Origin of the sequence: Streptomyces sp. NPDC006372, from assembly GCF_040612515.1 — a bacterium.
Lineage (GTDB): Bacteria > Actinomycetota > Actinomycetes > Streptomycetales > Streptomycetaceae > Streptomyces.
In genome coordinates this window covers 15,966-39,066 of the sequence record NZ_JBEXQJ010000013.1, presented here as the reverse complement: position 1 = coordinate 39,066, position 23,101 = coordinate 15,966, and the positions used below count along the sequence as shown (strand labels likewise).

General features: G+C 72.2%; 19 protein-coding genes and 1 pseudogene. 7 read left to right on the top strand and 13 right to left on the bottom strand.

Translation table 11 applies throughout. From position 1 onward, the window contains the following. Positions 1–17: 17 nt before the first annotated feature. Positions 18–191 (top strand): annotated as a pseudogene (locus ABZ016_RS20555) (LysR family transcriptional regulator); the annotation flags it as partial. Between the two features lie 348 nt (positions 192–539). Further along, complete coding sequence (locus ABZ016_RS20550; RefSeq protein ID WP_356918065.1) at positions 540–1,013, top strand: diadenosine tetraphosphate hydrolase; 474 nt, start codon at positions 540–542, stop codon at positions 1,011–1,013. Between the two features lie 65 nt (positions 1,014–1,078). Here the strand turns inward: ABZ016_RS20550 and ABZ016_RS20545 are convergent, their stop codons facing one another. Beyond that, the gene (locus tag ABZ016_RS20545; protein ID WP_356918064.1) at positions 1,079–2,179 is read right to left on the bottom strand and encodes a citrate synthase 2; all 1,101 of its coding nucleotides are present in this window, start codon (positions 2,177–2,179) and stop codon (positions 1,079–1,081) included. Between the two features lie 286 nt (positions 2,180–2,465). Here ABZ016_RS20545 and pdxH point away from each other — a divergent pair, with 286 nt between their 5' ends. After that, the gene (pdxH, locus tag ABZ016_RS20540) at positions 2,466–3,134 is read left to right on the top strand and encodes a pyridoxamine 5'-phosphate oxidase (protein WP_356918063.1); all 669 of its coding nucleotides are present in this window, start codon (positions 2,466–2,468) and stop codon (positions 3,132–3,134) included. A gap of 40 nt (positions 3,135–3,174) precedes the next feature. Here the strand turns inward: pdxH and ABZ016_RS20535 are convergent, their stop codons facing one another. The 8 genes from ABZ016_RS20535 to ABZ016_RS20500 form a co-directional block, all read right to left on the bottom strand. Next, positions 3,175–3,786 (bottom strand): TetR/AcrR family transcriptional regulator, encoded by a 612-nt coding sequence (locus ABZ016_RS20535; protein WP_356918062.1) that lies wholly within the window; start codon positions 3,784–3,786, stop codon positions 3,175–3,177. Beyond that, on the bottom strand, positions 3,774–4,508 hold the full coding sequence (locus tag ABZ016_RS20530; protein WP_356918061.1) for an enoyl-CoA hydratase family protein: 735 nt from the start codon (positions 4,506–4,508) through the stop codon (positions 3,774–3,776). Before ABZ016_RS20530 ends, ABZ016_RS20535 begins: the two co-directional genes overlap by 13 nt. Then, positions 4,505–6,073 (bottom strand): 4-coumarate--CoA ligase family protein, encoded by a 1,569-nt coding sequence (locus ABZ016_RS20525; protein ID WP_356918060.1) that lies wholly within the window; start codon positions 6,071–6,073, stop codon positions 4,505–4,507. Before ABZ016_RS20525 ends, ABZ016_RS20530 begins: the two co-directional genes overlap by 4 nt. 25 nt (positions 6,074–6,098) lie before the next feature. Further along, positions 6,099–7,229, bottom strand: coding sequence for an acyl-CoA dehydrogenase family protein (locus tag ABZ016_RS20520; RefSeq protein ID WP_356918059.1), 1,131 nt, complete (start codon positions 7,227–7,229; stop codon positions 6,099–6,101). A 70-nt stretch (positions 7,230–7,299) separates the two neighbouring features. Next, complete coding sequence (locus ABZ016_RS20515; protein ID WP_356918058.1) at positions 7,300–9,141, bottom strand: biotin carboxylase N-terminal domain-containing protein; 1,842 nt, start codon at positions 9,139–9,141, stop codon at positions 7,300–7,302. Between the two features lie 11 nt (positions 9,142–9,152). Further along, positions 9,153–10,751 carry a carboxyl transferase domain-containing protein gene (locus ABZ016_RS20510; RefSeq protein WP_356918057.1) on the bottom strand — a complete coding sequence of 533 codons (1,599 nt, stop codon included), beginning with the start codon at positions 10,749–10,751 and terminating at the stop codon, positions 9,153–9,155. Next, complete coding sequence (locus ABZ016_RS20505) at positions 10,748–12,415, bottom strand: acyclic terpene utilization AtuA family protein (RefSeq protein WP_356918056.1); 1,668 nt, start codon at positions 12,413–12,415, stop codon at positions 10,748–10,750. The genes ABZ016_RS20510 and ABZ016_RS20505 overlap by 4 nt, the downstream gene beginning before the upstream one ends. Further along, complete coding sequence (locus ABZ016_RS20500; RefSeq protein WP_356918055.1) at positions 12,412–13,206, bottom strand: TIGR03084 family metal-binding protein; 795 nt, start codon at positions 13,204–13,206, stop codon at positions 12,412–12,414. Before ABZ016_RS20500 ends, ABZ016_RS20505 begins: the two co-directional genes overlap by 4 nt. A 165-nt stretch (positions 13,207–13,371) precedes the next feature. Between ABZ016_RS20500 and ABZ016_RS20495 the strand changes: the two genes are divergently transcribed. Together ABZ016_RS20495 and ABZ016_RS20490 are read left to right on the top strand one after the other, a co-directional pair. Then, a complete protein-coding gene (locus tag ABZ016_RS20495; RefSeq protein WP_356918054.1) occupies positions 13,372–14,334 on the top strand; it encodes a hypothetical protein in 963 nt (320 codons plus the stop codon). A 122-nt stretch (positions 14,335–14,456) separates the two neighbouring features. Next, complete coding sequence (locus ABZ016_RS20490) at positions 14,457–15,404, top strand: aldo/keto reductase (protein WP_356918053.1); 948 nt, start codon at positions 14,457–14,459, stop codon at positions 15,402–15,404. A 24-nt stretch (positions 15,405–15,428) separates the two neighbouring features. Here ABZ016_RS20490 and ABZ016_RS20485 read toward each other — a convergent pair whose 3' ends face one another. Next, positions 15,429–15,887: a TIGR03618 family F420-dependent PPOX class oxidoreductase gene (locus ABZ016_RS20485; protein ID WP_356918052.1), complete on the bottom strand. Its 459-nt coding sequence runs from the start codon at positions 15,885–15,887 to the stop codon at positions 15,429–15,431. A gap of 175 nt (positions 15,888–16,062) precedes the next feature. On the opposite strand from ABZ016_RS20485, the gene ABZ016_RS20480 reads away from it, so the two are divergent. Continuing rightward, on the top strand, positions 16,063–16,443 hold the full coding sequence (locus ABZ016_RS20480; protein ID WP_356918051.1) for a VOC family protein: 381 nt from the start codon (positions 16,063–16,065) through the stop codon (positions 16,441–16,443). A gap of 33 nt (positions 16,444–16,476) precedes the next feature. Here ABZ016_RS20480 and ABZ016_RS20475 read toward each other — a convergent pair whose 3' ends face one another. The 3 genes from ABZ016_RS20475 to ABZ016_RS20465 form a co-directional block, all read right to left on the bottom strand. Next, positions 16,477–17,460, bottom strand: coding sequence for an EamA family transporter (locus ABZ016_RS20475; protein ID WP_356918050.1), 984 nt, complete (start codon positions 17,458–17,460; stop codon positions 16,477–16,479). Between the two features lie 140 nt (positions 17,461–17,600). Then, complete coding sequence (locus ABZ016_RS20470; protein ID WP_356918049.1) at positions 17,601–18,746, bottom strand: peptidoglycan bridge formation glycyltransferase FemA/FemB family protein; 1,146 nt, start codon at positions 18,744–18,746, stop codon at positions 17,601–17,603. A 101-nt stretch (positions 18,747–18,847) separates the two neighbouring features. Next, entirely contained in the window at positions 18,848–21,727 is a 2,880-nt protein-coding gene (locus ABZ016_RS20465; RefSeq protein WP_356918198.1) for an FAD-binding and (Fe-S)-binding domain-containing protein, read from the bottom strand. A gap of 160 nt (positions 21,728–21,887) precedes the next feature. Between ABZ016_RS20465 and serC the strand changes: the two genes are divergently transcribed. Beyond that, the gene (serC, locus tag ABZ016_RS20460) at positions 21,888–23,006 is read left to right on the top strand and encodes a phosphoserine transaminase (RefSeq protein ID WP_356918048.1); all 1,119 of its coding nucleotides are present in this window, start codon (positions 21,888–21,890) and stop codon (positions 23,004–23,006) included. Positions 23,007–23,101 lie beyond the last annotated feature (95 nt).

The window sequence follows — 23,101 nt, the reverse complement described above, 5'->3', positions numbered from 1 at the left end:
CTGATGCCTCTGCCGATATGGACCGCCGCCCCGAACTGCTCGCCCTCCCGCAGTTCCACGCCTTCGTCGTCCTGGCCGAGGAACTGCACTTCGGACGCGCGGCCGACCGCCTCGGGATCGCCCAGCCACCTCTGAGCCAGGAGATCCGCCGCCTCGAGGACAAGGTGGGGTGCCCCCTGTTCACCGCGCGAGGGCCGGCAGGACCCTCTGGTGGCGCATCTCCTGGAGAGGATCTCCGTCGGATTCCACGCGCCGTCAACATCTCGAAAAAGCGGTTGAACGGCCGGACGGCGCTATCTAGGGTGGCAATCACTTCAGAAGGGAGGTGGTTCGGCAGATGTATGCATACCGGACGGAAGAGGTGGCTGCGGGCTAGCGGCCCGACACCACACACTGTGCGGTGCCGGACCAGCGCGTGAGGGATACGCGCAGCCGGCCCAATCTCCAGCAGTCACCCGACCCGCGAGCCGCCGGTACGTCCGGCCGGCCCTCCTCAGGAGGACCAGGCTCGCGGGTCGCCTGCGTTTTCGGGGGTGGTCGTGCAGGACGAATGGCGTGAGGACCGGGTCGGCAGTGCCCTGCGGGGTGCGAATCCGGCGGTGCTGCGGCGGCTGGACGCCGGGTTCGCGGTGATCGGGGATGTGCAGTTCCTGCCCGGTTACTCGGTGCTGCTGACGGACGACCCCGACGTGCAGCGGTTGTCCGAGTTGCCGCGGAGCAGGCGGCTGGCGTTCCTGGCCGACATGGACCGGCTGGGGGAGGCCGTGGAGCGGGCCTGCCGGCGGGTGGAGAGCGGGTTCCGGCGGGTCAATCTGGAGATTCTCGGGAACGCCGACGGGTTTCTGCACGCGCATGTGTGGCCGCGGTACGCCTGGGAGCCGGAGGACCTCGTGCGGCTGCCCGTGTGGCTTTATCCGCGGGAGTGGTGGAGCGAGGAGCGGTATGCGCTCGGGCCGCGGCACGACCGGATGCGGGAGGCTCTCGGGGAGGAGCTGGACCGGCTCGCGGGGTGAGGCGCGTACGGGCGGCAGCGCGCGGTGCCCGGGGGGCTTCGCGTGCTGCCGTCCGGAAGCCGAGGTCAGTGGGCGATGTCCTCGTAGCCCTCGATCTCGCGGGGATTGCGGGAGCCGGGGCCGGTGTAGCGGGCCGAGGGGCGGACGAGGCGGCCGGTGCGCTTCTGTTCGAGGATGTGGGCGGACCAGCCGGCCGTGCGGGCGCAGGTGAACATGGACGTGAACATGTGGGCCGGGACCTCGGCGAAGTCCAGGACGATCGCGGCCCAGAACTCGACGTTCGTGGCGAGGACGCGGTCGGGGCGGCGGGCGTGGAGCTCGGCCAGGGCCGCCTTCTCCAGGGCCTCGGCGACCTCGAAGCGGGGGGCGCCGAGTTCGCGGGCGGTGCGGCGCAGGACCCGGGCGCGGGGGTCCTCGGCGCGGTAGACGCGGTGACCGAAGCCCATGAGGCGTTCGCCCTTGTCGAGGGCGTTCTTGACGTAGGCCTCGGCGTCGCCGGTGCGCTCGATCTCCTCGATCATGCCGAGGACCCGGGACGGGGCGCCGCCGTGCAGCGGGCCGGACATGGCGCCGACGGCTCCGGAGAGCGCCGCCGCCACGTCGGCGCCGGTCGAGGCGATCACGCGTGCCGTGAACGTGGACGCGTTCATGCCGTGCTCGGCGGCGCTGGTCCAGTACGCGTCCACGGCCGCCACGTGCTTCGGGTCCGGCTCGCCGCGCCAGCGGATCATGAAGCGTTCGACGACGGAGTGGGCCTTGTCGATCTCGCGCTGCGGGACCATGGGCAGGCCCTGGCCGCGGGCCGACTGGGCCACGTAGGACAGGGCCATGACAGCGGCTCGTGCCAGGTCGTCGCGGGCCTCTTCGGCGTCGATGTCCAGGAGGGGTTTCAGGCCCCACACGGGGGCGAGCATGGCCAGGGCGGACTGGACGTCGACGCGGATGTCGCCGGAGTGCACGGGGATGGGGAACGGCTCGGCGGGCGGCAGGCCGGGGTTGAAGGCTCCGTCGACGAGCAGGCCCCAGACGTTGCCGAAGGAGACGTGGCCGACGAGGTCCTCGATGTCGACGCCCCGGTACCGGAGTGCGCCGCCCTCCTTATCCGGTTCGGCGATCTCCGTCTCGAACGCGACGACTCCCTCGAGCCCGGGTACGAAGTCGGACATCAGGCGGCTCCTCATGATGTAAGTGACAGATGGTGTTGATGTGGGGTGAGACCTGCGAACCATGTGTCAGTCAGCTTGCGAAGCGGGCTGCCGTCCGATGGATCCACGGTCGTGTGCGCGACTCGCGGTCCTGGCCGGTCTCCCCCTGTGATGCCCCGTACGGCTGGCGGTCACCCAACCGGAACGGCACCAGAACGATATCCCTGAGTGCCATTGTTGGGGAGGGTTCGCGGCACTCAGTGCCACTCAGTGACGAAGGACACCGTCCATACGGCAAGATGACCGGGTGACCGACCGCGACGCCGTCCCCTTCGACCTGGCCTCGATGCGCAAGCAGTACCGGGCCGAGGGGCTCTCCGAGACCGAGCTGGCCGCCACGCCCGTCGAACAGTTCGCGCGCTGGTTCAAACAGGCCGCGACGGACGGCGGACTGTTCGAGCCGAACGCCATGGTCGTCTCGACGGCCGACGCCGAGGGGCGGCCCAGCGCCCGTACGGTGCTGCTGAAGCACTTCGACGAGCAGGGTTTCGTCTTCTACACGAACTACGACTCCCGCAAGGCGCGTGACCTGGCGGAGAACCCGTACGTCTCGCTGCTGTTCCCCTGGCACCCGATGGCCCGGCAGGTCATCGTGACCGGGGTCGCGCGGCGTACCGGGCGGGACGAGACGGCGGCGTACTTCCGCACCCGCCCGCACGGCTCGCAGCTCGGCGCCTGGGCCAGTGCCCAGTCCTCGGTGATCGCCACGCGGGCGGACATCGACGGGGCGTACGCCGAGCTGGCCGCGCGTTATCCGGAGGGCGAGCAGGTGCCGGTGCCACCGCACTGGGGCGGTTTCCGGGTGGCGCCGGAGACGGTGGAGTTCTGGCAGGGCCGCGAGAACCGGTTGCACGACCGGTTGCGGTATGCGGCGCAGCCGGACGGGAGCTGGCGGGTGGAGCGGCTCAGCCCCTGACCGGCCGTGGTCCCGATCGCCTGGGAGCGGTCACCCGTGGTCAGCCCAGCGTCTCCTCCAGCACCCCCGCCCACTGCGCCACCACCCGTTCCCGGCGGGCGGTGTCGTCGGTGAGGAGGTTGGCGAGGCCCAGGCCGCGGGCCATGTCGAGGAGGCCCTGGACGGTTTCGCGGACGCCGGGGACGGTTTCGTCGGCGGCGAGAAGGTCGACCGCTATGCGGTGGGTCTCGCGGCCGACGCGGGATTCGAGTTCGGTGACGCGGGGGCGGAGCTGGTCCTCGTTGGAGGCGGCGACCCAGAGGTGGAGGGCGGCGCGGAACAACGGCCCCGTGTAGAGGTCGACGAGGGCGGCGACGACGGCGTGGCGGTCTCCGGCCGCGCCTTGGGGGAACAGGGCGCGCAGGGCGGTGGAGCGTTCCTCGGCGACGTACTCGACGGCTGCCGTGAAGAGGTCCTCGCGGGTCGGGAAGTGGTGCTGGGCGGCGCCGCGGGAGACGCCGGCGCGTTCGGCGACCACGGAGACCGTGGAGCCGGCCCAGCCGTGTTCGGCGAGGCAGGACACGGCGGCTTCCAGGAGCCGCTGCCGGGTGACCCGGCTGCGGTCCTGTTTGGGGACCCGCTCCGCCCGGTCCGCCGTGCTCACACCACCCATGCCGGATCCCGTCGTTCGAGGAAGGCCGTCATCCCCTCGCGGGCCTGCGGGGAGGAGAAGAGCCGGGCCGAGAGCGCGGTCAGGTCCGCCGCGTCCCGGTCGAAGGCTTCCAGCACCCTAGCCGTGAGCAGCCGTTTCGTCTCGGCCAGGGCGTCGGGGGCCGCTCTGCGCAGGCCGTCGAGGAGGGGGGCCAGTGTCGCGTCCACGTCGTCGCCGTGGGTGGTGAGCAGGCCGGTCGTGGTGGCGGCGGCCGCGTCGAAGCGTTCGCCGGTGAGGTAGTAGCGGGCCAGGGCGCGTGGGTCCGTGCGCGGGAGGAGCGGGAGGGAGATGACCGCGGGGGCCACGCCGATGCGGACCTCCGTGAAGGCGAAGGTGGCCCCGGTGGCGGCGGCCGCGATGTCGCAGGCGGCGAGGAGACCGAGGCCGCCCGCGCGGACGTGGCCGGTGACGCGGGCGACGATCGGTTTGGGCAGTTCGACGATCTGCCGGAGCAGGGCGACCAGGGCCTCGGGCGGCGGTGGGTCCTTGAGGTCGGCGCCCGCGCTGAAGGTGTTGCCGGTGTGGGTGAGGAGGATCGCGCGGACGTCGGTGTCCTCGCCGGCGTCGGTGAGGGCGTCGGCCAGTTCGTGGACCAGGGCGGCGGAGAGGGCGTTGCGGTTGTCCGGTGAGTCGAGCGTCAGGGTCTGCACGGCACGCGTGCGGCTGCGGGTCACGAGGGTCATGCGCGCTCCCTGAGCTGTCGGCGGAGGATCTTGCCGGAGGCCGCCCGGGGGACTCCGTCGATGAAGGTGACGTGGCGGATCCGTTTGTAGGGGGCGACGCGTTCGGCGACGTACATCATGATCTCGGCCTCGGTGAGGCCGGTGGCGGTCGGCTGGCGGACGACGTACGCCTGCGGGGCCTCGTTGCCGTCGTCGTCGTACCTGCCGATGACGGCGGCGTCGGCGATGCCCGGGTGGGTGAGGAGGAGGGCCTCGAGTTCGGCGGGGGCCACCTGGAAGCCCTTGTACTTGATGAGTTCCTTGACGCGGTCGACGACGAACAACCAGCCGCCGGTGTCGACATGGCCGACGTCGCCGGTGTGCAGCCAGCCGTCGCTGTCGATCATGGCGCTGGTGGCGTCGGGGCGGCCGAGGTAGCCCTTCATGACCTGGGGTCCGCGGATGAGGATCTCGCCGGACTCGCCGGCGGGCAGGTCCTTGCCGGGGTCGTCGAGGGAGACGATGCGCATCTCGGTGCCGGCGATGAGCTTGCCGACGGTTCCGGGCGGTGCGTCGCGCATGGCGTCCAGGGGGACGACGTGGGTGCCGGGCGACAGTTCCGTCATGCCGTAGGCCTGGCCGACGGGGGGCAGGCCGAGCCGTTCGGAGCAGGCGGCGGCGAGGCGGGCGTCCAGGGGTGCGGCGGCGCTGACGATGTACTTCAGGGACGACAGGTCGTACTGGGCGACGGCCGGGTGTTTGGCGAGGGCGAGGATGATCGGCGGGGCCACGTACAGGGCGGTGATGCGGTGGTTCTGGATGGCGGCGAGGAACTGTTCCAGGTCGAAACGGGGCAGGACGACGACGGTGGCGCCCTGCCTCAGCGGTGCGTTCATCAGGGCCGTGAGGCCGTAGATGTGGAAGAAGGGGAGAACCGCCAGGACGCGGTCGCCCGGGCCGGCGGGTATCGCCGGGTGGAGCTGGGCGAGGTTGGTGGCGATCTGCCGGTGGGTGAGCATCACGCCCTTGGGGGTGCCGGTGGTCCCGGAGGAGTACGGGAGGGCCGCCACGTCCGTCACGGGGTCGATGCCGACCTGGGGTTCGGGGGCGGCGGAGGCCAGCATGTCGATGAGGGAACGGTGGCCCGGCGCACTGTCGCACACGAAGATCTCTTGTACGCCGCCCGCGAGTTCGGCGGCCCGGCGGGCGGTTTCCAGCAGGGGTGAGACGGTGACGATCCAGCGGGCCGCCGAGTCCGTCAGTTGCTTGGCGAACTCCTGGGCGGTGGCGAGCGGGTGCACGGTGGTGACGGTGGCACCCGCGCGCGTGGCGGCGTAGAACGCGGTGGGGAAGGCGATGGTGTTGGGGCTGTGCAGGGCGAGGACGTCGCCCTTGCGGACCCCCGCCTCGGCGAGGGCGGCGGCGATACGCCGGTGGAACCGGTCCACCTGTTCGTACGAGAGGGTGGTGCCGTCGGTGCCGTCGATGAGGGCCGGGAGGTCGCCGAACTCTCCGGCCCGGGCCAGGACGGCGTCGTGGATGGGCAGGTCGACGGGTGGGACGTCTGCGTACTCGCTGCGGAACATGGTTCCTCCTCGCGCGCGGGGCCCCTCAGTACGACTTGGGCAGGCCCAGGGTCTGGTGGGAGACGTAGTTGAGAATCATCTCCCGGCTCACCGGGGCGATACGAGCCACGCGCGAGGCCGTTATCAGCGAGGCGAGGCCGAACTCGCGGGTGAGGCCGTTGCCGCCGAGGGTGTGCACGGCCTGGTCCACGGCCTTCACACAGGCCTCCCCGGCCGCGTACTTGGCCATGTTGGCGGCCTCCCCGGCGCCCATGTCGTCGCCGGCGTCGTACAGCTGGGCGGCCTTCTGCATCATCAGGCGGGCGAGTTCGAGGTCGATGTGCGCCTGGGCGAGGGGGTGGGCGATGGCCTGGTGGGCGCCGATGGGGGTGTTCCAGACCTGCCGGTCGCGGGCGTACTCGACGGCTTTGGCGAGGGCGTGGCGGCCCATGCCGATCGCGAAGGCGGCCGTCATGATGCGCTCCGGGTTGAGGCCGGCGAAGAGCTGGAGGAGACCCGCGTCCTCGTCTCCGACCAGGGCGTCGGCGGGCAGTCGTACGTCGTCGAGCGTCAGCTCGAACTGCTTCTCCGCGGCGTGGAGTTCCATGTCGATGGGGTGGCGGGTGAAGCCGGGGGTGTCGCGCGGGACGATGAACAGGCAGGGCTTGAGGCGGCCGGTGCGGGCGTCTTCCGTGCGGCCGACGATGAGGGTCGCGTCCGCCAGGTCCACGCCGGAGATGAAGACCTTGCGGCCGGTGAGGATCCAGTCGGTTCCGTCGCGGTGGGCTGTGGTGGTGATGCGGTGACTGTTGGAGCCGGCGTCGGGTTCGGTGATGCCGAAGGCCATGGTTCGGGACCCGTCCGCGAAGCCCGGGAGCCAGTGCTGTTTCTGTTCTTCCGTACCGAAGCGGGCGATGACCGTGCCGCATATGGCGGGTGAAACGACCATCATCAGGAGCGGGCAGCCTGCCGCGCCCAGTTCTTCGAGCACGATGGAGAGTTCGGTGATTCCGCCGCCTCCGCCACCGTGTGCCTCCGGCAGGTTGACGCCGAGGTAGCCGAGCTTTCCTGCCTCGGACCAGAGGGCTTCACGGTCGTAGGTGCGGCCGTGGCGTTTGCCGAGGGCTGCTACGGCTGCACGGAGGGCCTTGTGTTCGTCGGTTTCGATCGTGGCCATGTGACTCCTTCGTCGTGGCTGATCGCGCTCGCGCGGCGGAGCCGCATATTCCATACAGCCCCGCGCCCCTTCAGGTCTCCTGCACAACCGCCAGTAGTGCGCCCGGGTCCACCTGTTGGCCTGGTACGACGCACAGGTCGCTCAGCGTTCCGGTGACCGGGGCCGTGATCTTGTGTTGCATCTTCATCGCCTCCAGCCAGAGGAGGGGGTCGCCGGCCTTCACGGGGGTTCCCGTGGTCAGTCCTTCGGCTATGCGGACGACCGTGCCGGGCATGGGGGCCAGGAGGGAGCCCGGGGCGTGCTGGGTGGTGGGGTCGGGGAAGCGGGGCAGGGCTGTCAGGGCGGTGGTGTTGACGTAGACCTGGTCGTCGTAGCGGGCCACTTCGAACCGGCGCCGCACTCCGTCCACTTCGAGTACCACCAGCCGCGCGTCGGCGTGCACCACTCGCACTCCGTCCGCCTCCAGGCCCTCTCGGGTGTGGCGGTAGCGGGCCTCGTGTTCCTCGCCCGCCATCAGGTAGCGCTTGGTCTGCGGCTGGGAGGGGACGTTGCGCCAGCCGCCGAAGCGGGAGTGTCCGGCCGCTTCGGCGAGGGCGGCGGCCAGGGGGGCGTGAGGGTCGGGCGTCGGCTCGGTCAGGTCCGGCAGGTGGCGGTCGTAGAAGCCGGTGTCCATGCGGGCCGTGGTGAACTCCGGGTGGCGCAGGGAGCGGACCAGGAGGTCGCGGTTGGTGACGGGGCCGTGGATCGCGGCCCGTTCCAGTGCGGTGGCGAGTTTGCGGACGGCTTCCGTGCGGGTGGGGGCATGCGCCACGACCTTGGCGAGCATCGGGTCGTAGTGGACGCCGATCTCGTCGCCGTCCACGTAGCCGGTGTCCAGACGGACGCCGTCGGGTACGGCCAGGCGGTGCAGGCGGCCGGTCTGCGGGGACCAGTCGCGGGAGGGGTCCTCGGCGTACAGGCGGGCCTCGATGGCGTGGCCGTGCGCGCGTGGTGGGTCGGCGGCGAGGGCGTGGCCTTCGGCGACGCGTATCTGTTCGGCTACGAGGTCGAGGCCGAACACCGCCTCCGTCACGGGGTGTTCGACCTGGAGGCGGGTGTTCATCTCCAGGAAGTGGGCCTTGCCGTCGGCGACGAGGAACTCGACCGTGCCGGCGCCCACGTAGTCCACGGCCCGGGCGGCCCGGACGGCCAGGGCGCACACCTCGTCGTCGAGTTCCGGGGACAGGCCGGGGGCTGGGGCCTCCTCGATCACCTTCTGGTGGCGGCGCTGGAGGGAGCAGTCGCGGGTGCCGAGCGGCCGGACGGTGCCGTGGGCGTCGGCGAGGATCTGCACCTCGACGTGGCGGCCGTTCTCGACGTACGGCTCGACGAACACCTCGCCGTCGCCGAAGGCGCTCGTGGCTTCGGCGCGGGCGGCGGCCAGCTCGGTGTCCAGGTCCGCGAGCCGGCGTACGACGCGCATGCCGCGTCCGCCGCCGCCCGCCGCCGCTTTCACCAGCACGGGCAGGTCGGCCTCGGTGACGGTGGTGAGGGGCTGGATGCCCATGAGCCGCTTGGCGCGGGTCTTGGAGGCCATGGCCTCGATCGCGGCCGGGGGCGGGCCGATCCAGAGCAGGCCCGCGTCCCGGACGGCCCGGGCGAAGCCGGCGTTCTCGGAGAGGAAGCCGTAGCCGGGGTGCACGGCGTCCGCGCCGGCGGCGACGGCGGCCTTCACGATCAGGTCGCCGCGCAGGTAGGTGTCGGCGGGTGCCGCCCCCGGCAGTCGTACGCTCGCGTCGGCCATGCGCGTGTGCAGGGCGTTCTCGTCGGCGTCCGAGTGCACGGCGACCGTGCGGATGCCCAGCTCGCGGCAGGTGCGGAAGACGCGGCACGCGATCTCGCCCCGGTTGGCGACCAGCAGAGAAGTGATCACGGAAGGGTCCCTCACATCCGGAAGACGCCGAAGCCGCCGCGCGCGCCCTCGTAGGGGGCGGTGTGGATCGCGGACAAGCACAGGCCGAGGACGGTTCTGGTGTCGCGCGGGTCGATGACGCCGTCGTCGTAGAGCCGCCCGGAGAGGAACATGGGCAGTGACTCGGACTCGATCTGCTGCTCCACCATGGCGCGCAGCGCGGCGTCCGCCTCCTCGTCGTACGGCTGTCCCTTCGCGGCCGCCGACTGGCGGGCGACGATCGAGAGCACTCCGGCGAGCTGCTGGGGGCCCATGACGGCGGACTTGGCGCTGGGCCAGGCGAAGAGGAAGCGCGGGTCGTAGGCCCGTCCGCACATGCCGTAGTGCCCGGCGCCGTAGGAGGCGCCCATGAGGACGGAGAGGTGGGGGACGCGGCTGTTGCTGACCGCGTTGATCATCATCGCGCCGTGCTTGATGATGCCGCCCTGCTCGTACTCCTTGCCGACCATGTAGCCGGTGGTGTTGTGCAGGAAGAGCAGGGGGATGTCGCGCTGGTTGGCGAGCTGGATGAACTGGGCGGCCTTCTGCGACTCCTCGCTGAACAGCACGCCCCGGGCGTTCGCCAGCACGCCGACGGGATAGCCGTGGAGCCTGGCCCAGCCGGTCGTCAGGCTCGTCCCGTACAGCGGTTTGAACTCGTCGAAGTCGGAGGCGTCGACGATCCGGGCGACGACCTCGCGCGGGTCGAAGGGTGTCCTGAGGTCGCCGGGGACGATGCCGAGGAGTTCGTCGGCGGGGTACTTGGGGGGTTCGGCCGGGCCCGGATCGGCGTACGCCTTGCGGTGGTTGAGGCGGGCGACCACGCGCCGGGCCTGGCGGAGCGCGTCCTGCTCGTCGACGGCGAAGTGGTCGGCGAGGCCCGACACGCGCGCGTGCATCTCGGCGCCGCCCAGGGACTCGTCGTCGCTCTCCTCGCCCGTGGCCATCTTCACCAGCGGCGGACCGCCGAGGAACACCTTGGCCCGCTCCTTGACCATGATCACGTGGTCGGACATGCCGGGGATGTAGGCGCCTCCGGCGGTGGAGTTGCCGAAGACGACCGCGACGGTGGGGATGCCGGCGGCGGACAACCGGGTCAGATCCCGGAAGACGGCGCCCCCGGGGATGAAGATCTCCTTCTGGGAGGGCAGGTCGGCGCCGCCCGACTCCACCAGGCTGATGCAGGGCAGCCGGTTGGCGAGCGCGATGTCGTTGGCGCGCAGGGCCTTCTTCAGGGACCAGGGGTTGCTCGCTCCCCCGCGCACGGTCGGGTCGTTGGCGGTGATCAGGCATTCGACGCCCTCGACGACGCCGATGCCGGTGACGAGGGAGGCGCCGACGGTGTAGTCGCTGCCCCAGGCGGCCAGCGGGGACAGCTCCAGGAACGGCGTGTCCGGGTCGAGGAGCAGCTCGATGCGCTCACGGGCGAGGAGCTTGCCGCGCCCCCGGTGCCGCTCGACGTACTTCTCACCGCCGCCCGCGAGGGCCTTGGCGTGCTCGGCGTCCAGTTCGGCCAGCTTGGCGAGCATCGCCTCGCGGTTGGCCCGGTACTCGGGGCCGCCGGTGTCGAGCGCGGAGGTCAGGACGGTCACAGCAAGGCCTCCGGTAGGTCCAGGTGGCGGGAGCGCAGCCATTCGCCGAGGGCCTTGGCCTGCGGGTCGAAGCGGTGCTGAGCGGCGACGCCCGCGCCGAGGATCCCCTCGACGACGAAGTTGAGGGCGCGCAGGTGGGGCAGGAGGTGCCGGGTCACCTTCAGCCGGCGGCTCTCGGGTATCAGCTCCCGGAACTTCTCGGCCGTCAGCTCGTGCGCGAGCCACCGCCACGCGTCGTCCGTGCGCACCCACACCCCGACGTTGGCGTTGCCGCCCTTGTCCCCGCTGCGGGCACCCGCGAGGAGGCCGAGGGGGGCACGCCGGGTGGGCCCGGGAGGCAGCGGCTCGGGCAGGGGCGGCTCCGGCACCTCGTTGAGTGCGGCGGTGTCGTGGGGCGGCGGCACGGAGATCCGGCGTCCGTCCTCGAGGACCGCCACATGGTCGACGGCCCCATGGGGGACGTACACATCCTCGAAGACCCCATAGGGCGAGCCCTTTCCGGGTGGGGCCAGCACATGGAAGCCGGGGTAACTGGCGAGTGCCAGCTCGACGGCCGCCCCGCTCAGCGCACGCCCGACGACCTCCTGGTCGGGGTCGCGTACGACGACCCGGAGCAGCGCGCTCGCCGTCTCCTCGGTGGGCGCGTCGGGCCGGTCGGTACGGACCAGTTCGAAGCGCACGTCGTCGGCCTTGCCGAGGGCGGGTTCCAGCTGCTCCCGCACCAAGGCGGCCTTGGCCTCGATGTCGAGGCCGGTGAGCACGAAGACGACCTCGCCCCGGAAGCCCCCGAGCCGGTTGAGGCCGACCTTGAGCGCCGGGGGCGGGGCCTCGCCCCGGACTCCCTCGATCCGGACGCGGTCGGGGCCGTCCTGGGTGAGCCGGACGGTGTCGAGACGGGTGGTGACGTCGGGACCGGCGTACCGGGCGCCCTGGGTCTCGTAGAGGAGCTGCGCGGTCACCGTACCGACGTCGACGAAGCCGCCGGTGCCGGGGTGTTTGGTGATGACACAGCTGCCGTCCGCGTGGAGTTCGGCGAGGGGGAAGCCGGGGCGGCGCACGTCGCCGTCCCGGAAGAAGGCGTAGTTGCCGCCGGTGGCCTGCGCCCCGCACTCCAGCACGTGCCCGGCGACGACGGCCCCGGCGAGCCGGTCGTGGTCGCCGGGCTGCCATCCGAAGTGGGCGGCGGCGGGGCCGGTGACCAGGGCGGCGTCCGTCACGCGTCCGGTGACGACGACGTCGGCCCCCTCGCGCAGACAGGACGCGATACCGAAGCCGCCCAGGTAGGCGTGGGCGGCGAGGGCGCCCGGGTGGGCGGCGGTGAGGTCGTCGCCCTCGACGTGGGCCACGCGTACGGGGATGCCGAGCCGGCCGGCCAGGGCCCGTACGGCGTCGGCGAGTCCGGCGGGGTTGAGTCCGCCGGCGTTGGTGACGATCCTGACGCCCCGTTCATGGGCCAGTCCCAGGCAGTCCTCCAACTGCCGCAGGAAGGTACGGGCGTACCCGGCGGTGGGGTCCTTCAGCCGGTCCCGGCCGAGGATGAGCATGGTCAGCTCGGCGAGGTAGTCGCCGGTGAGGACGTCCAGCTCACCGCCGGTGAGCATCTCGCGCAGGGCGTCGAAGCGGTCGCCGTAGAAGCCGGAGGCGTTGCCGATGCGCAGCGTCACGGGGCTTCCCCCTTCGGCGTACGGCCACCACCCGGCGGTCCCGCGAACGCCTGGGCGATGTCCAGCCAGCGGTCGGCGTCGGGCCCGTCGGCGTGCAGGGCGAGGTCGCAGCGGTGGGCGCGCTGGGTGACGAGGAGACAGAAGTCGAGGGCGGGCCCGGTGACGCGCTGCGGGGCGTCCTCGGGACCGTAGGCCCACAAGTCGCCGGAGGGTGCGCGGAGTTCGACGCGGAAGGGGTCGGCGGGCGGGGTAAGCCCGTGCGTCCCGTAGGCGAAGTCCCGGGTGCGCACCCCGAGCCAGGCCACATGCCGCAGCCGGTCGGTGGGTGGGCGCACCACACCCAGGGCGTCGGCCACGTCCTGGCCATGGGCCCAGGTCTCCATGAGACGGGCCGTCGCCATGGAGGCGGCCGACATGGGTGGGCCGTACCAGGGGAAGCGCGCCTTGGGCGGGGCGGCCCGCAGCGCCCTCTCCAGCGCGGCACGCCCGTCCCGCCACCGCGCGAGCAACTCGGCGGGCGGGAGCCCGGCGTCCTCCTCGGCGCCGTCGTCGACGAAGGAACCCGGTGCCGTGAGGGCCTTCTCGACCAGCGCGCGGAAGCCGTCGGCGTCCGTGACGGCGAGCAGGGCCGAGCGGTCAGTCCAGGCGAGGTGGGCGATCTGGTGGGCCACGGTCCAGCCGGGCGCGGGCGTCGCGAGCGCCCAGTGCTCGGCGCTCGACTCGGCCACGAGGCGGTCGAGTTCCTCGCTCTCCTCGTGCAGATCGTCGATCACGGAGGTCGGATCGGACACGGGCGCTCCCCTCGGGGCACGGCGGTGTGCGGGGTGGTGCGGCGGCTTGAGGAGCATGGCAGCGGCCGCAGAAACAATCAAGCGTGCTTGCATGAAACTGTTCCGGTGGCCGGAAACGTGTCATGAAGGGCGTTCCACGGGCCATGTATCGGGGGAAGAACAAGGATGAGCAACTGGAACGGGGGCGGTCAGCCGCCGCATCACCCGCACGGCGGGCAGCCGTACCCACCGCCGGCGCCCGGACCGTACCCGCCGGGACCGTATCCACCGCCCCCGCCGGGACCGTATCCACCGTCGCCCGGCCCCTACGTACCACCACAGCCGCAGCCCGGTGGCGGCCACCCGCCCCACCCCTGGCCACCGCAGGCCCCGCCCCCCGGCCCCTTCACCCGGCTGCGGCGGCGGATCGGCCCCGTCCACACCGCGCGCCGGGTCTTCAAGCCGTCGCGGCCGGACCTCGTCGAGGACCCCTTCATCGCGCGCATGCAGAAGATCCGCACCCTCGTGGGGCTCGCCGCGGTGGCTTGGATGTCGGTGGCCTACAAGATCGCCCACTCCGTGGAGGACGTCGCGAGCGAACGCCTCGACCAGTCGTGGATCAGCGTGCTGGTGCTGTGCGTGACGCTCCCGGTCGTCGTGGGTGTCCTGCTGGCCCTGACGGCTCCTTCGGCCCGCCGGGACCTCCTGCGCCGGGCCGGTAAGTCGTTCGGCGCGATGGTGGCCCTCGTGGCGGCGGTCTTCGTCTTCCCGGCGTCCGTGCTCACGGGTTTCATGGACGGGAAGTTCGCGACCAACCCGGTGATGGCCGCGGTCACCGGCCTGGGTATGGCGATCACGTTCTTCTGGGTCCTGCCGTTCATCATCTGGGGCATCGGCCTGGCCCTGGTCCACGTGTTCCGCACGGCCGACATCCACCAGACGATGCCGCCGCTGCTGGCCATGACGCTGGTGTGGGAGATGGCCCTGATCGACCTGTTCACCGGGGCGTACGCGGGCGTGCCCGGGCCGGTGCGCCTGGTGTTCGTGCTCGGCGCGCCGGTCTCGGTGACGGCGGTGGCGCTGTGGGAGCTGCGGCGGCTGCGGGTGCGTTACGGGATCACGGTTCGGGGGGTGCTGGTTCGCCAGTAGCCGCTCCGGCAGGAGGCGGGACGAACAACCTCCTTGCCCTGGAGTGCACTTCAATTGCCAGGATGCCCGGCGCGCACTGCGAGTCTTCGCCATTCGCCATTCGCCAGGGAGGGACCTGAGCCATGCCCGATGTGAACTTCGCGCTGGGAACGATGAAATTCGGCACCACGGTGGACGCCACCACGTCGTTACGTCTGCTCGACCGGTTCGCGGACGCCGGCGGGACGATCGTCGACACGGCCGACTGCTACGCCTTCTGGTCCGACCCGGACAGCCGCGGCGGACAGAGCGAGGAGGTCATCGGGCGATGGCTGGCCCGCCGTCCCGGTCTGCGCGACCAGGTGTGTCTCAGCACCAAGGCGGGTGCCCAGCCCGTCGGCCCCGGCGACTGGCCGGCCAGCCGCGAAGGACTGTCGGCACGGGCCGTCAGGGCCGCTCTGGAGGGCAGCCTGCGCCGGCTGGGAACCGACCGGATCGACCTGTACTGGGCCCACATGGAGGACCGCGCGGTCCCCCTGGCCGAGTCCGCCGAGGCTTTCGGCGCGCTCGTCGCCGAGGGGGCGGTGGGCCGGCTGGGCTGCTCCAACCACCCGGTGTGGCGCGTGGAACGGGCCCGGCAGATCGCCAGGGACAACGGCTGGGCCGGCTACACCGCGCTCCAGTTGCGCCATTCCTATCTCCAGCCCCGCCCCGGCGTGCCGGTGCCCGGCCAGGCCCACCGGTTCGGCTGGGTCACCGACGAGGTCATCGACTACGTCGACAGCGAACCGGACGTGTCCCTGTGGGTGTACACCGCCCTGTTGCACGGTTTCTACAGCCGCCCGGACCAACCGCTGCCCGATGCCTACGACCACCCCGGCACCTCCCGGCGGCTCGAGGCCCTGGACAAGGTGGCCGGGGACCTCGGAGTGAGCCGGAACCAGGTCGTGCTGGCCTGGCTGACCGGCGGTGAGCCGGCCGCCACCCCGGTCGTCGGCGTCAGCACACCGGAGCAACTCGACGAAGCGCTCGCCGGGGCTCGGCTGCGGCTGCCCGCCGAACATCGCCGACTGCTCGACGAGACGGTCTGACTGCCGGACACCGGTTGTCGGGTGTTACCCGTCGATGTCGAGGGCCGTCCCGTACAGCCGGTCCACCTTCAGGCGGACGACCACCCGGCGTTCGGCGACCAACTGCTCCAGGAACGCGGCCTCGTCCTCCGGCCGGGCACCCTCCGGGACGATGCCGAGCAGTTCCCGCCCCACCTCGTCACCGGGGACCGTGGTGACGTCGGAGACCTCGGCCTCGCCCTCCGCGACGGCGAACGACCAGACGTTGCCGCCCTGCACGTGCAGCGCGGCCTTCGGGTCGTGCCGTAGTTGTCTGACCTTGACGCGGTCGGCTGTCGTCGAGAACCGCACGATGCGGGCCTCCGGGTCCCAGTGGTAGAGCATGGTGGTCAGGTGGGGGCGGCCATTGCGCTTGACGGTGGCGAGGGTGCCGAACTGCTGTGTTCCGAGCAGCTGGGAGAGGGCTTCGTCGGACAGGGGGCGAGGCGCCGGGGTTTGGGTCATGGTCGGCTCAACTCCGCTCCCGGTGCGGATATTTCGGGGTGGGAGACGCCCGAAAACCCGTCGCGCCCGTCCGGCCTCGCCGGGTACGGTCTCGGGCGTGTGCCCCGTGCGGGGAGCCCACGGGTTCCGCGCACGGGCCGACCGGCAGTTCCCACGCTGAGAGTAGGTCCCGTCCATGGCATGTCGTATCAGTGAACTCGTGCTCGGCTGCCGCGATCCCGAGGCGCTGGCGCGGTTCTGGTGCGAGGTCCTGGACTTCGTGGTGCTCGACCGTGAGGAGAACGAGTACTTCGAGATCGGGCCGCGTGAAGGGTTCGGCGGCCCCCAGCCGACGATCGTCCTCAGCCGCAGGGACGAGCCGGAGCCGGGGAAGACCCGGCTGCACATCGACGTCAACGCCACTGACCGCGATCAGGACGCCGAGCTCGAACGCCTCCTGAAGCTGGGGGCGCGCCCGGCCGACATCGGCCAGACGGGCGAGGAACCGTGGCATGTGCTCGCGGACCCCGAGGGCAACGAGTTCTGCCTGCTCAAGGCCCGCCTCAACCCGCTCTGACGGTTCTGCCCCCAGGGCATGAGCCCTGGGAACCTAGCCTTCCAGCCCCGTGCTCTCCAGTGCCGCCGTCTTCTTGCGGCCACGGCCGCGGCCCACCTGGGTCCGTACCGCGCCCATGCTCGCCGCGATGACGAGCGCGATGGCGGCGGCCTGCATGGCCGTGAGGGCCTGGTCGAGGACGAGGAAGCCGGCCGCCGCGGCTATGGCCGGTTCGAGGCTCATGAGGATCGCGAAGGTGGAGGCGGGCAGGCGGCGCAGGGCGAGCAGTTCGAGGGTGTAGGGCAGCACCGAGGAGAGCAGGGCCACCGCCGCGCCCAGGCCCAGCGTCACCGGGTCGAGCAGCTTCGCACCGGACTCGGCGATGCCCAGGGGCAGGAAGAGCAGCGCGCCCACCGCCATCGCCAGGGCCAGGCCGTCCGCCTGCGGGAAGCGGCGGCCCGTACGGGCGCTGAAGACGATGTATGCCGCCCACATGGCTCCGGCGCCCAGGGCGAAGGCCGCCCCTGTGGGGTCGAGACTGCTGAAGCCTCCGCCGCCGAGGAGGAAGACACCGGCGAGGGCGAGCGCCGCCCAGACGGCGTTGATCGCGCGGCGGGATGCCAGGACCGAGAGGGCGAGCGGGCCGAGGACCTCCAGGGTGACCGCGGGACCCAGCGGGATGCGGTCGACGGCCTGGTAGAAGAGGCCGTTCATCCCGGTCATGGTGATGCCGAAGACGACGACCGTGCCCCAGTCGGTGGGCGAGTGGCCGCGCAGCCGCGGACGGCAGACCAGCAGCAGGACGACCGCCGCCACGAGCAGGCGCAGCGCCACCACTCCGAGGGCACCCGCACGCGGCATCAGGGTCACCGCCAGTGCCCCGCCGAACTGCACCGAGATCCCGCCCGCGAGCACCAGTCCCACGGGCCCGAGGGACCCCGGTGACCCGAGAGGGCCGAGGCGGCGCGGCGCACCGGCCGGTGCCGGGGCGACGGAGGTCGCGGGCTGGGACGTGGTGGCGCTGCCGGGGGTGGTCACGGGGCGGTCCTGTGCTCGGTTCGGGTGCGGGCGTACCGTGTTGCACGGTGACGTGCACCCAGGTGTACTGTCAAGTCCAGAGTAATGGACTCGGTCAGGGGCGTGAACCGTTTATGCCCCTGTCTCGGAATGCGGGCTTCTCAGCGCCGCGCCAGGTACAGGTTCAGCGCCTTGTAGAGCAGCCGGTTGAGCGGGAAGTCCCATTCGCCGAGGTACTCGACGGCCTCACCGCCGGTGCCCACCTTGAACCGGAGCAGGCCCAGCAGGTGGCTGGACTCCTCCAGGGTGTCGGTGATGCCGCGCAGGTCGTAGACGGTGGCGCCGAGTTCGTGGGCGTCGGTCATCATGCGCCACTGCACGGCGCTGCTCGCCTGGACCTCGCGCCGGCGGCCGGTGGAGGCGCCGTAGGAGTACCAGACGTGGTCGCCGACGGTCAGCATGGTCGCGGCGGCCAGCACCTCGCCGTCGTGGGACGCGAGATAGAGCCGCATGCGGTCCGGGTGCTCGGCGGTGAGCGCGTTCCACATGCGCTGGAAGTAGGGCAGCGGCCGCGGGAGGAAGCGGTCCCGCTCGGCGGTCTCCGTGTACAGCTCGTGGAAGGCCGGCAGGTCCGCGTAGTCACCGCGTACGACCTTCACGCCGGCCTTCTCCGCCTTGCCGATGTTGCGCCGCCACTGCTGGTTCAGACCCCCGCGGATGTCGTCCAGCGAGCGTCCGGCGAACGGCACCTGGAAGACGTACCGGGGCTGTCCCGCGGCGAAGCCGTCCTCGCCGCCGGGTTCGGTCCGCCGCCAGCCCGTCCGGCGCAGGATGTCGGCGACCTGGTCCGCGCCGGGGTCGCACGACGTCGGCCGGACGTCACTCAGCCGCCGGGCCTTCGGATCCGCGATCCCGGCCTTGACCGCCTCGGCGTCCCAGCGGCGCACCACGACCGGCGGGCCCATACGGACCGCGAAGGCGCCGCGCCGCCGCAGGTGCTCGACCAGCGGCCGCAGCAGACGGTCCAGGCCGGGCGCCTGCCAGTCGATCAGCGGGCCCTCGGGCAGGTAGGCGAGGTACCGCCGCAGTCCCGGCAGACTCGGCCCGGGCAGGGGGCGCAGCAGGACCAGCCCCGCGCCGACGAGCTGCCCGCTCTCGTCGAACCAGCCCAGGCTGTCCGCCCGCCAGTCGGGCTTCACCTCACCCCAGGACGGCACCTGGGTGTGGCTGGCGGAGGGGCGGGCCCGGACGAAGGCGAGGTGCTCGTCGCGGGTGATGGGCTGGACGCGGACGTTGGTGGGCGGCATGGGCGGGCTCCTTCGGTTGGCTGGTGCCGAGAGCCTAGGAGCGGCTCCGGCCGTCCCCGGGCCGAGACACTCGCGTCCGCCCGTCCCGTGGCCCGAACGACTCAAGCGTCCGGTCGCTCCGCCTCCAGCGCGTCCGCGAGCACCTCCGCCAGATGCCTCCCGCGCACGCCCGCCAGCTGCTCCAGCTGCGTACGGCAGGAGTAGCCGTCCGCCAGGAGCACCGCGCCGTCCGGGGCGTCCCGTACCGACGGGAGGAGCTGGTCCTCCGCGCACGCGGTGGACACCTCGTAGTGGCCCTTCTCGAAGCCGAAGTTCCCGGCGAGGCCGCAGCAGCCGCCGCTGAGTTCACCGGAGAGGTGAGCGGCCGCGCGCAGCCGGCGGTCGGCGGCGTCGCCCAGGACCGCGTGCTGGTGGCAGTGGGTCTGGCCGGCCACCGGGCGGTCCACACGCGGCGGGGTCCAGTCCGGGGCGTGGCGCTCCAGCGTCTCCGCGAAGGTGAGGACCTTGGCGGCGAGGCGGGCCGCGCGCGGGTCGTCGTGCAGCAGCTCGGGGAGGTCGGTGCGCAGGGCCGCGGCGCAGCTCGGCTCCAGCACCACCACCGGGGCACCGGTGTCCAGCACCGGCTCCATCAGGTCCAGCGTGCGGCGCATGACGGCCCGGGCCCGGTCCAGCTGGCCCGTCGACACGTACGTCAGCCCGCAGCAGACCCGGCCCCGGCCCCGCAGCAGGGACAGCGGGTCGAGGGCGACCGTCCTGCCGTCGCCCACCGGGGCTTTCTCCAGACGTACCGTCGGAGGCAGCGCGACCCGCAGCCCGGCCGCCTCCAGCACCCGCACTGCGGCCTGCCCGACGGAGGGCGAGAGGTGCTCGGTGAAGGTGTCGGGCCACAGGACGACCAGGTCGCCGCGCGATCCCTCCGCAGCGCCCCGCCGCCGCTCCCACCACCTGCTGAAGGTCCGTGTCGCCACCCGCGGGATCTCCCGCTCGGGCGCGATGCCGCCCAGCCGTTTCGCCGTCCACGCGAGGGGGCGTGTCCGGGCGAGCAGGTTGACCAGCGCCGCCGTGCGCGTACGGGACACGGCACGGAGCCACAGCGGCAGCCGGCCCATCGCGTAGTGCGCGGCCGGGCGGCGGCGGCCGGCGTAGTGGTGGTGGAGGAATTCCGCCTTGTACGTGGCCATGTCGACCTCGACCGGGCAGTCCGAGCGGCAGCCCTTGCAGGACAGGCACAGGTCCAGGGCGTCCCGCACCTCGGTCGAGCGCCAGCCGTCGGTCACGACCTCACCGGCGAGCATCTCGTGCAGCAGCCGGGCCCGCCCGCGCGTGGAGTGCTCCTCCTCGCCGGTCGCCCGGAAGGACGGGCACATGACGGCGGAGCCGGACACCGACGTCGTACGGCACTTGGCGACACCCACGCAGCGCCGCACCGCCGCCGAGAAGTCACCGCCGTCCGAGGGGTAGCCGAAGGCGACGTCGACCGGCTCGCGCGGCAGGACGGAGAAGCGCAGGCCCGTGTCGAGGGGAGCGGGGCGCACCAGCATCCCGGGATTCAGCAGGTCGTCCGGGTCCCACACCCCCTTCGCCCGCTCGAAGAGGCCGACCATCTCCGGCCCGTACATCCTGGGCAGCAGCTCCGCCCGCGCCTGCCCGTCGCCGTGCTCCCCGGAGAGCGAGCCGCCGTGCGCCACCACCAGCTCCGCGAGCTCCTCCGAGAAGCGGCGGAAACGGGCGACGCCCGGCTCCGTCAGCAGGTCGAAGTCGATCCGGACGTGGATGCAGCCGTCGCCGAAGTGCCCGTAGGGCGTGCCGCGCAGCCCGTGCGCGGTGAGCAGCCCCCGGAAGTCCCGCAGATACGCTCCGAGCCGGGCGGGCGGCACCGCGCAGTCCTCCCACCCCGGCCACGCCTCTCTGCCGTCCGGCATCCTGGTCGCCGTACCGCTCGCGTCCTCCCGGATCCGCCACAGCGCCCGCTGCCCCGCCGGGTCGGTGACCACGAGCGCGTCCACCACGTCGGCCGCCCGCACGATCGCCTCCGCACGCGCGCGTGCCTCCTCGGCCGACTCCCCGCCGGTCTCCACGAACAGCCAGGCCCCGCCCCGGGGCAGCGCGGTCGCGGACGGCACCAGGTCCGCCGCCATGCCCTCCACCGTCAGCGGCCCGAACGGCAGCAGCCCGGCGGCGGCCTCCGCCGCCGCGCTCTCGTCGGGATACGCCAGCACGGCCAGCGCACGGGCGCGGGGCGCCTCGACCAGTCGTACGACCGCCTCGGTCAGGACGCCCAGCGTGCCCTCGGAACCGCAGAAGGACCGGGCCACGTCGGCGCCCCGCTCGGGCAGCAGGGGGTCCAGGGCGTACCCGGAGATGCGGCGGGGCAGCTCCGGGAAGCCCGTACGCAATCGGGCCAGTTCCCCGTCGACCAGCTCTCGCAGCCCGTCCGGCGCCCCGGCCCAGTCCGGACCGAGCCGCAACCGCCGCCCCCGCGAGGTGATCACGTCCAGCTCGCGCACACTGTCCGCGGTGGTGCCCCACGCCACCGAGTGCGAGCCGCACGCGTTGTTGCCGATCATGCCGCCGAGCGTGCACCGGCTGTGCGTGGACGGATCCGGCCCGAACCGCAGCCCGTGCGGGGCGGCGGCCTCCTGGAGCCGGTCGAGCACCAGCCCCGGCTGCACGACGGCCGTACGCGCCGCGGGATCCAGGGACACGAGCCGGTTCATGTACCGGGTGAAGTCCAGCACCACCCCCGTACCGGTCGCCTGCCCCGCGATGGACGTCCCGCCGCCCCGCGCCACCACCGGCACATCCCGCGCACGGCACACCTCCAGCACCGCCGCCACGTCATCGGCGTCTCTCGGCGCCACGACCCCGTGCGGCACCCGCCGGTAGTTGGACGCGTCCATGGTGAGAAGCGCCCGCGCGGTGACCCCGAAGCCGACGTCACCGCGGACGACCTCGCGCAACTCGCCTTCGAGAGCCGTCAGATCCGTGCCGTGCCGAAGATCCGTCATGCCTCCAGCATGCACGCGACCACTGACAGTGACGACCCCGCGCCCGCGCACCGGCCGCGCCACCGTCCAGACGCCGTCTCACCGGACGGACGAGGTTTCGCCCAGGTTTCCGGAAACGGCTACGCTCCCCTCCGTGGCTGAGATCCAGATTCCCGCTGACATCAAGCCCGCCGACGGACGTTTCGGCGCGGGCCCCTCCAAGGTGCGGACGGAAGCGCTGGACGCGCTGGCCGCCACCGGCACCTCCCTCATGGGCACCTCCCACCGCCAGGCACCCGTCAAGAACCTTGTCGGCAAGGTGCGCGAGGGCATCCGTGAGCTGTTCCAGCTCCCCGACGGCTACGAGGTGGTCCTCGGCAACGGCGGCTCCACCGCGTTCTGGGACGTCGCGACGCACGGCCTGATCGAGAACAAGTCGCAGCACCTCAGCTTCGGCGAGTTCTCCTCCAAGTTCGCGAAGGCCGCGAAGCTCGCGCCCTGGCTGGCCGAGCCGGACGTCATCTCCAGCGACCCGGGCACCCACCCCGAGCCGGTCGCCGAGGCGGGCGTCGACGTCTACGCCCTCACCCACAACGAGACCTCGACCGGTGTGGCCATGCCGATCAAGCGCGTGGCCGATGCCGACGAGGGCGCCCTGGTCGTCGTGGACGCCACCTCGGGCGCCGGCGGCCTGCCCGTCGACATCGCCGAGACGGACGTCTACTACTTCGCCCCCCAGAAGTCCTTCGCCTCCGACGGCGGCCTCTGGATCGGCGTCTTCTCCCCGGCGGCGATCGAGCGCGCCGAGCGCGTCCACGCGTCCGGCCGGCACGTCCCGGAGTTCTTCTCGCTGCCGACGGCGATCGACAACTCCCGCAAGAACCAGACGTACAACACCCCGGCCCTCGCCAGCCTGTTCCTGCTCAACGAGCAGCTGGAGTGGATCAACGGCCAGGGCGGCCTTGACTGGTCGGTGCGCCGCACCGCCACCTCCGCGCGGACGCTGTACGGCTGGGCCGAGGACGTCAAGTTCGCGAACCCGTTCGTCACCGACCCGGCCAAGCGCTCGGCGGTCATCGGCACGATCGACTTCACGGACGAGGTCGACGCGGCCGCCGTCGCCAAGGTCCTGCGCGCCAACGGCATCGTCGACACCGAGCCCTACCGCAAGCTCGGCCGCAACCAGCTCCGCGTCGCGATGTTCCCGTCGATCGACCCGGCGGACGTCGAGGCGCTGACGAAGTGCGTCGACTACGTGATCGAGAAGCTTTGATCTTCTCCCGCACGTGACGGAGGGCGCCCCGCGTGTGCGGGGCGCCCTCTCTTCATGCTCGGGTCATGCTCGGGCAAGGGCCACGAGAGGCACGG

What these genes read in the sequence shown, in the direction of transcription:
- ABZ016_RS20485 (WP_356918052.1), bottom strand. Translation starts at nt 15,887, where the DNA reads ATGACCCAAACCCCGGCGCCTCGCCCCCTGTCCGACGAAGCCCTCTCC.
- ABZ016_RS20495 (WP_356918054.1), top strand. Translation starts at nt 13,372, where the DNA reads ATGAGCAACTGGAACGGGGGCGGTCAGCCGCCGCATCACCCGCACGGC.
- ABZ016_RS20530 (WP_356918061.1), bottom strand. Translation starts at nt 4,508, where the DNA reads ATGACCCTCGTGACCCGCAGCCGCACGCGTGCCGTGCAGACCCTGACG.
- ABZ016_RS20525 (WP_356918060.1), bottom strand. Translation starts at nt 6,073, where the DNA reads ATGTTCCGCAGCGAGTACGCAGACGTCCCACCCGTCGACCTGCCCATC.
- ABZ016_RS20535 (WP_356918062.1), bottom strand. Translation starts at nt 3,786, where the DNA reads ATGGGTGGTGTGAGCACGGCGGACCGGGCGGAGCGGGTCCCCAAACAG.
- ABZ016_RS20545 (WP_356918064.1), bottom strand. Translation starts at nt 2,179, where the DNA reads ATGTCCGACTTCGTACCCGGGCTCGAGGGAGTCGTCGCGTTCGAGACG.
- ABZ016_RS20520 (WP_356918059.1), bottom strand. Translation starts at nt 7,229, where the DNA reads ATGGCCACGATCGAAACCGACGAACACAAGGCCCTCCGTGCAGCCGTA.
- ABZ016_RS20490 (WP_356918053.1), top strand. Translation starts at nt 14,457, where the DNA reads ATGCCCGATGTGAACTTCGCGCTGGGAACGATGAAATTCGGCACCACG.
- ABZ016_RS20480 (WP_356918051.1), top strand. Translation starts at nt 16,063, where the DNA reads ATGGCATGTCGTATCAGTGAACTCGTGCTCGGCTGCCGCGATCCCGAG.
- ABZ016_RS20470 (WP_356918049.1), bottom strand. Translation starts at nt 18,746, where the DNA reads ATGCCGCCCACCAACGTCCGCGTCCAGCCCATCACCCGCGACGAGCAC.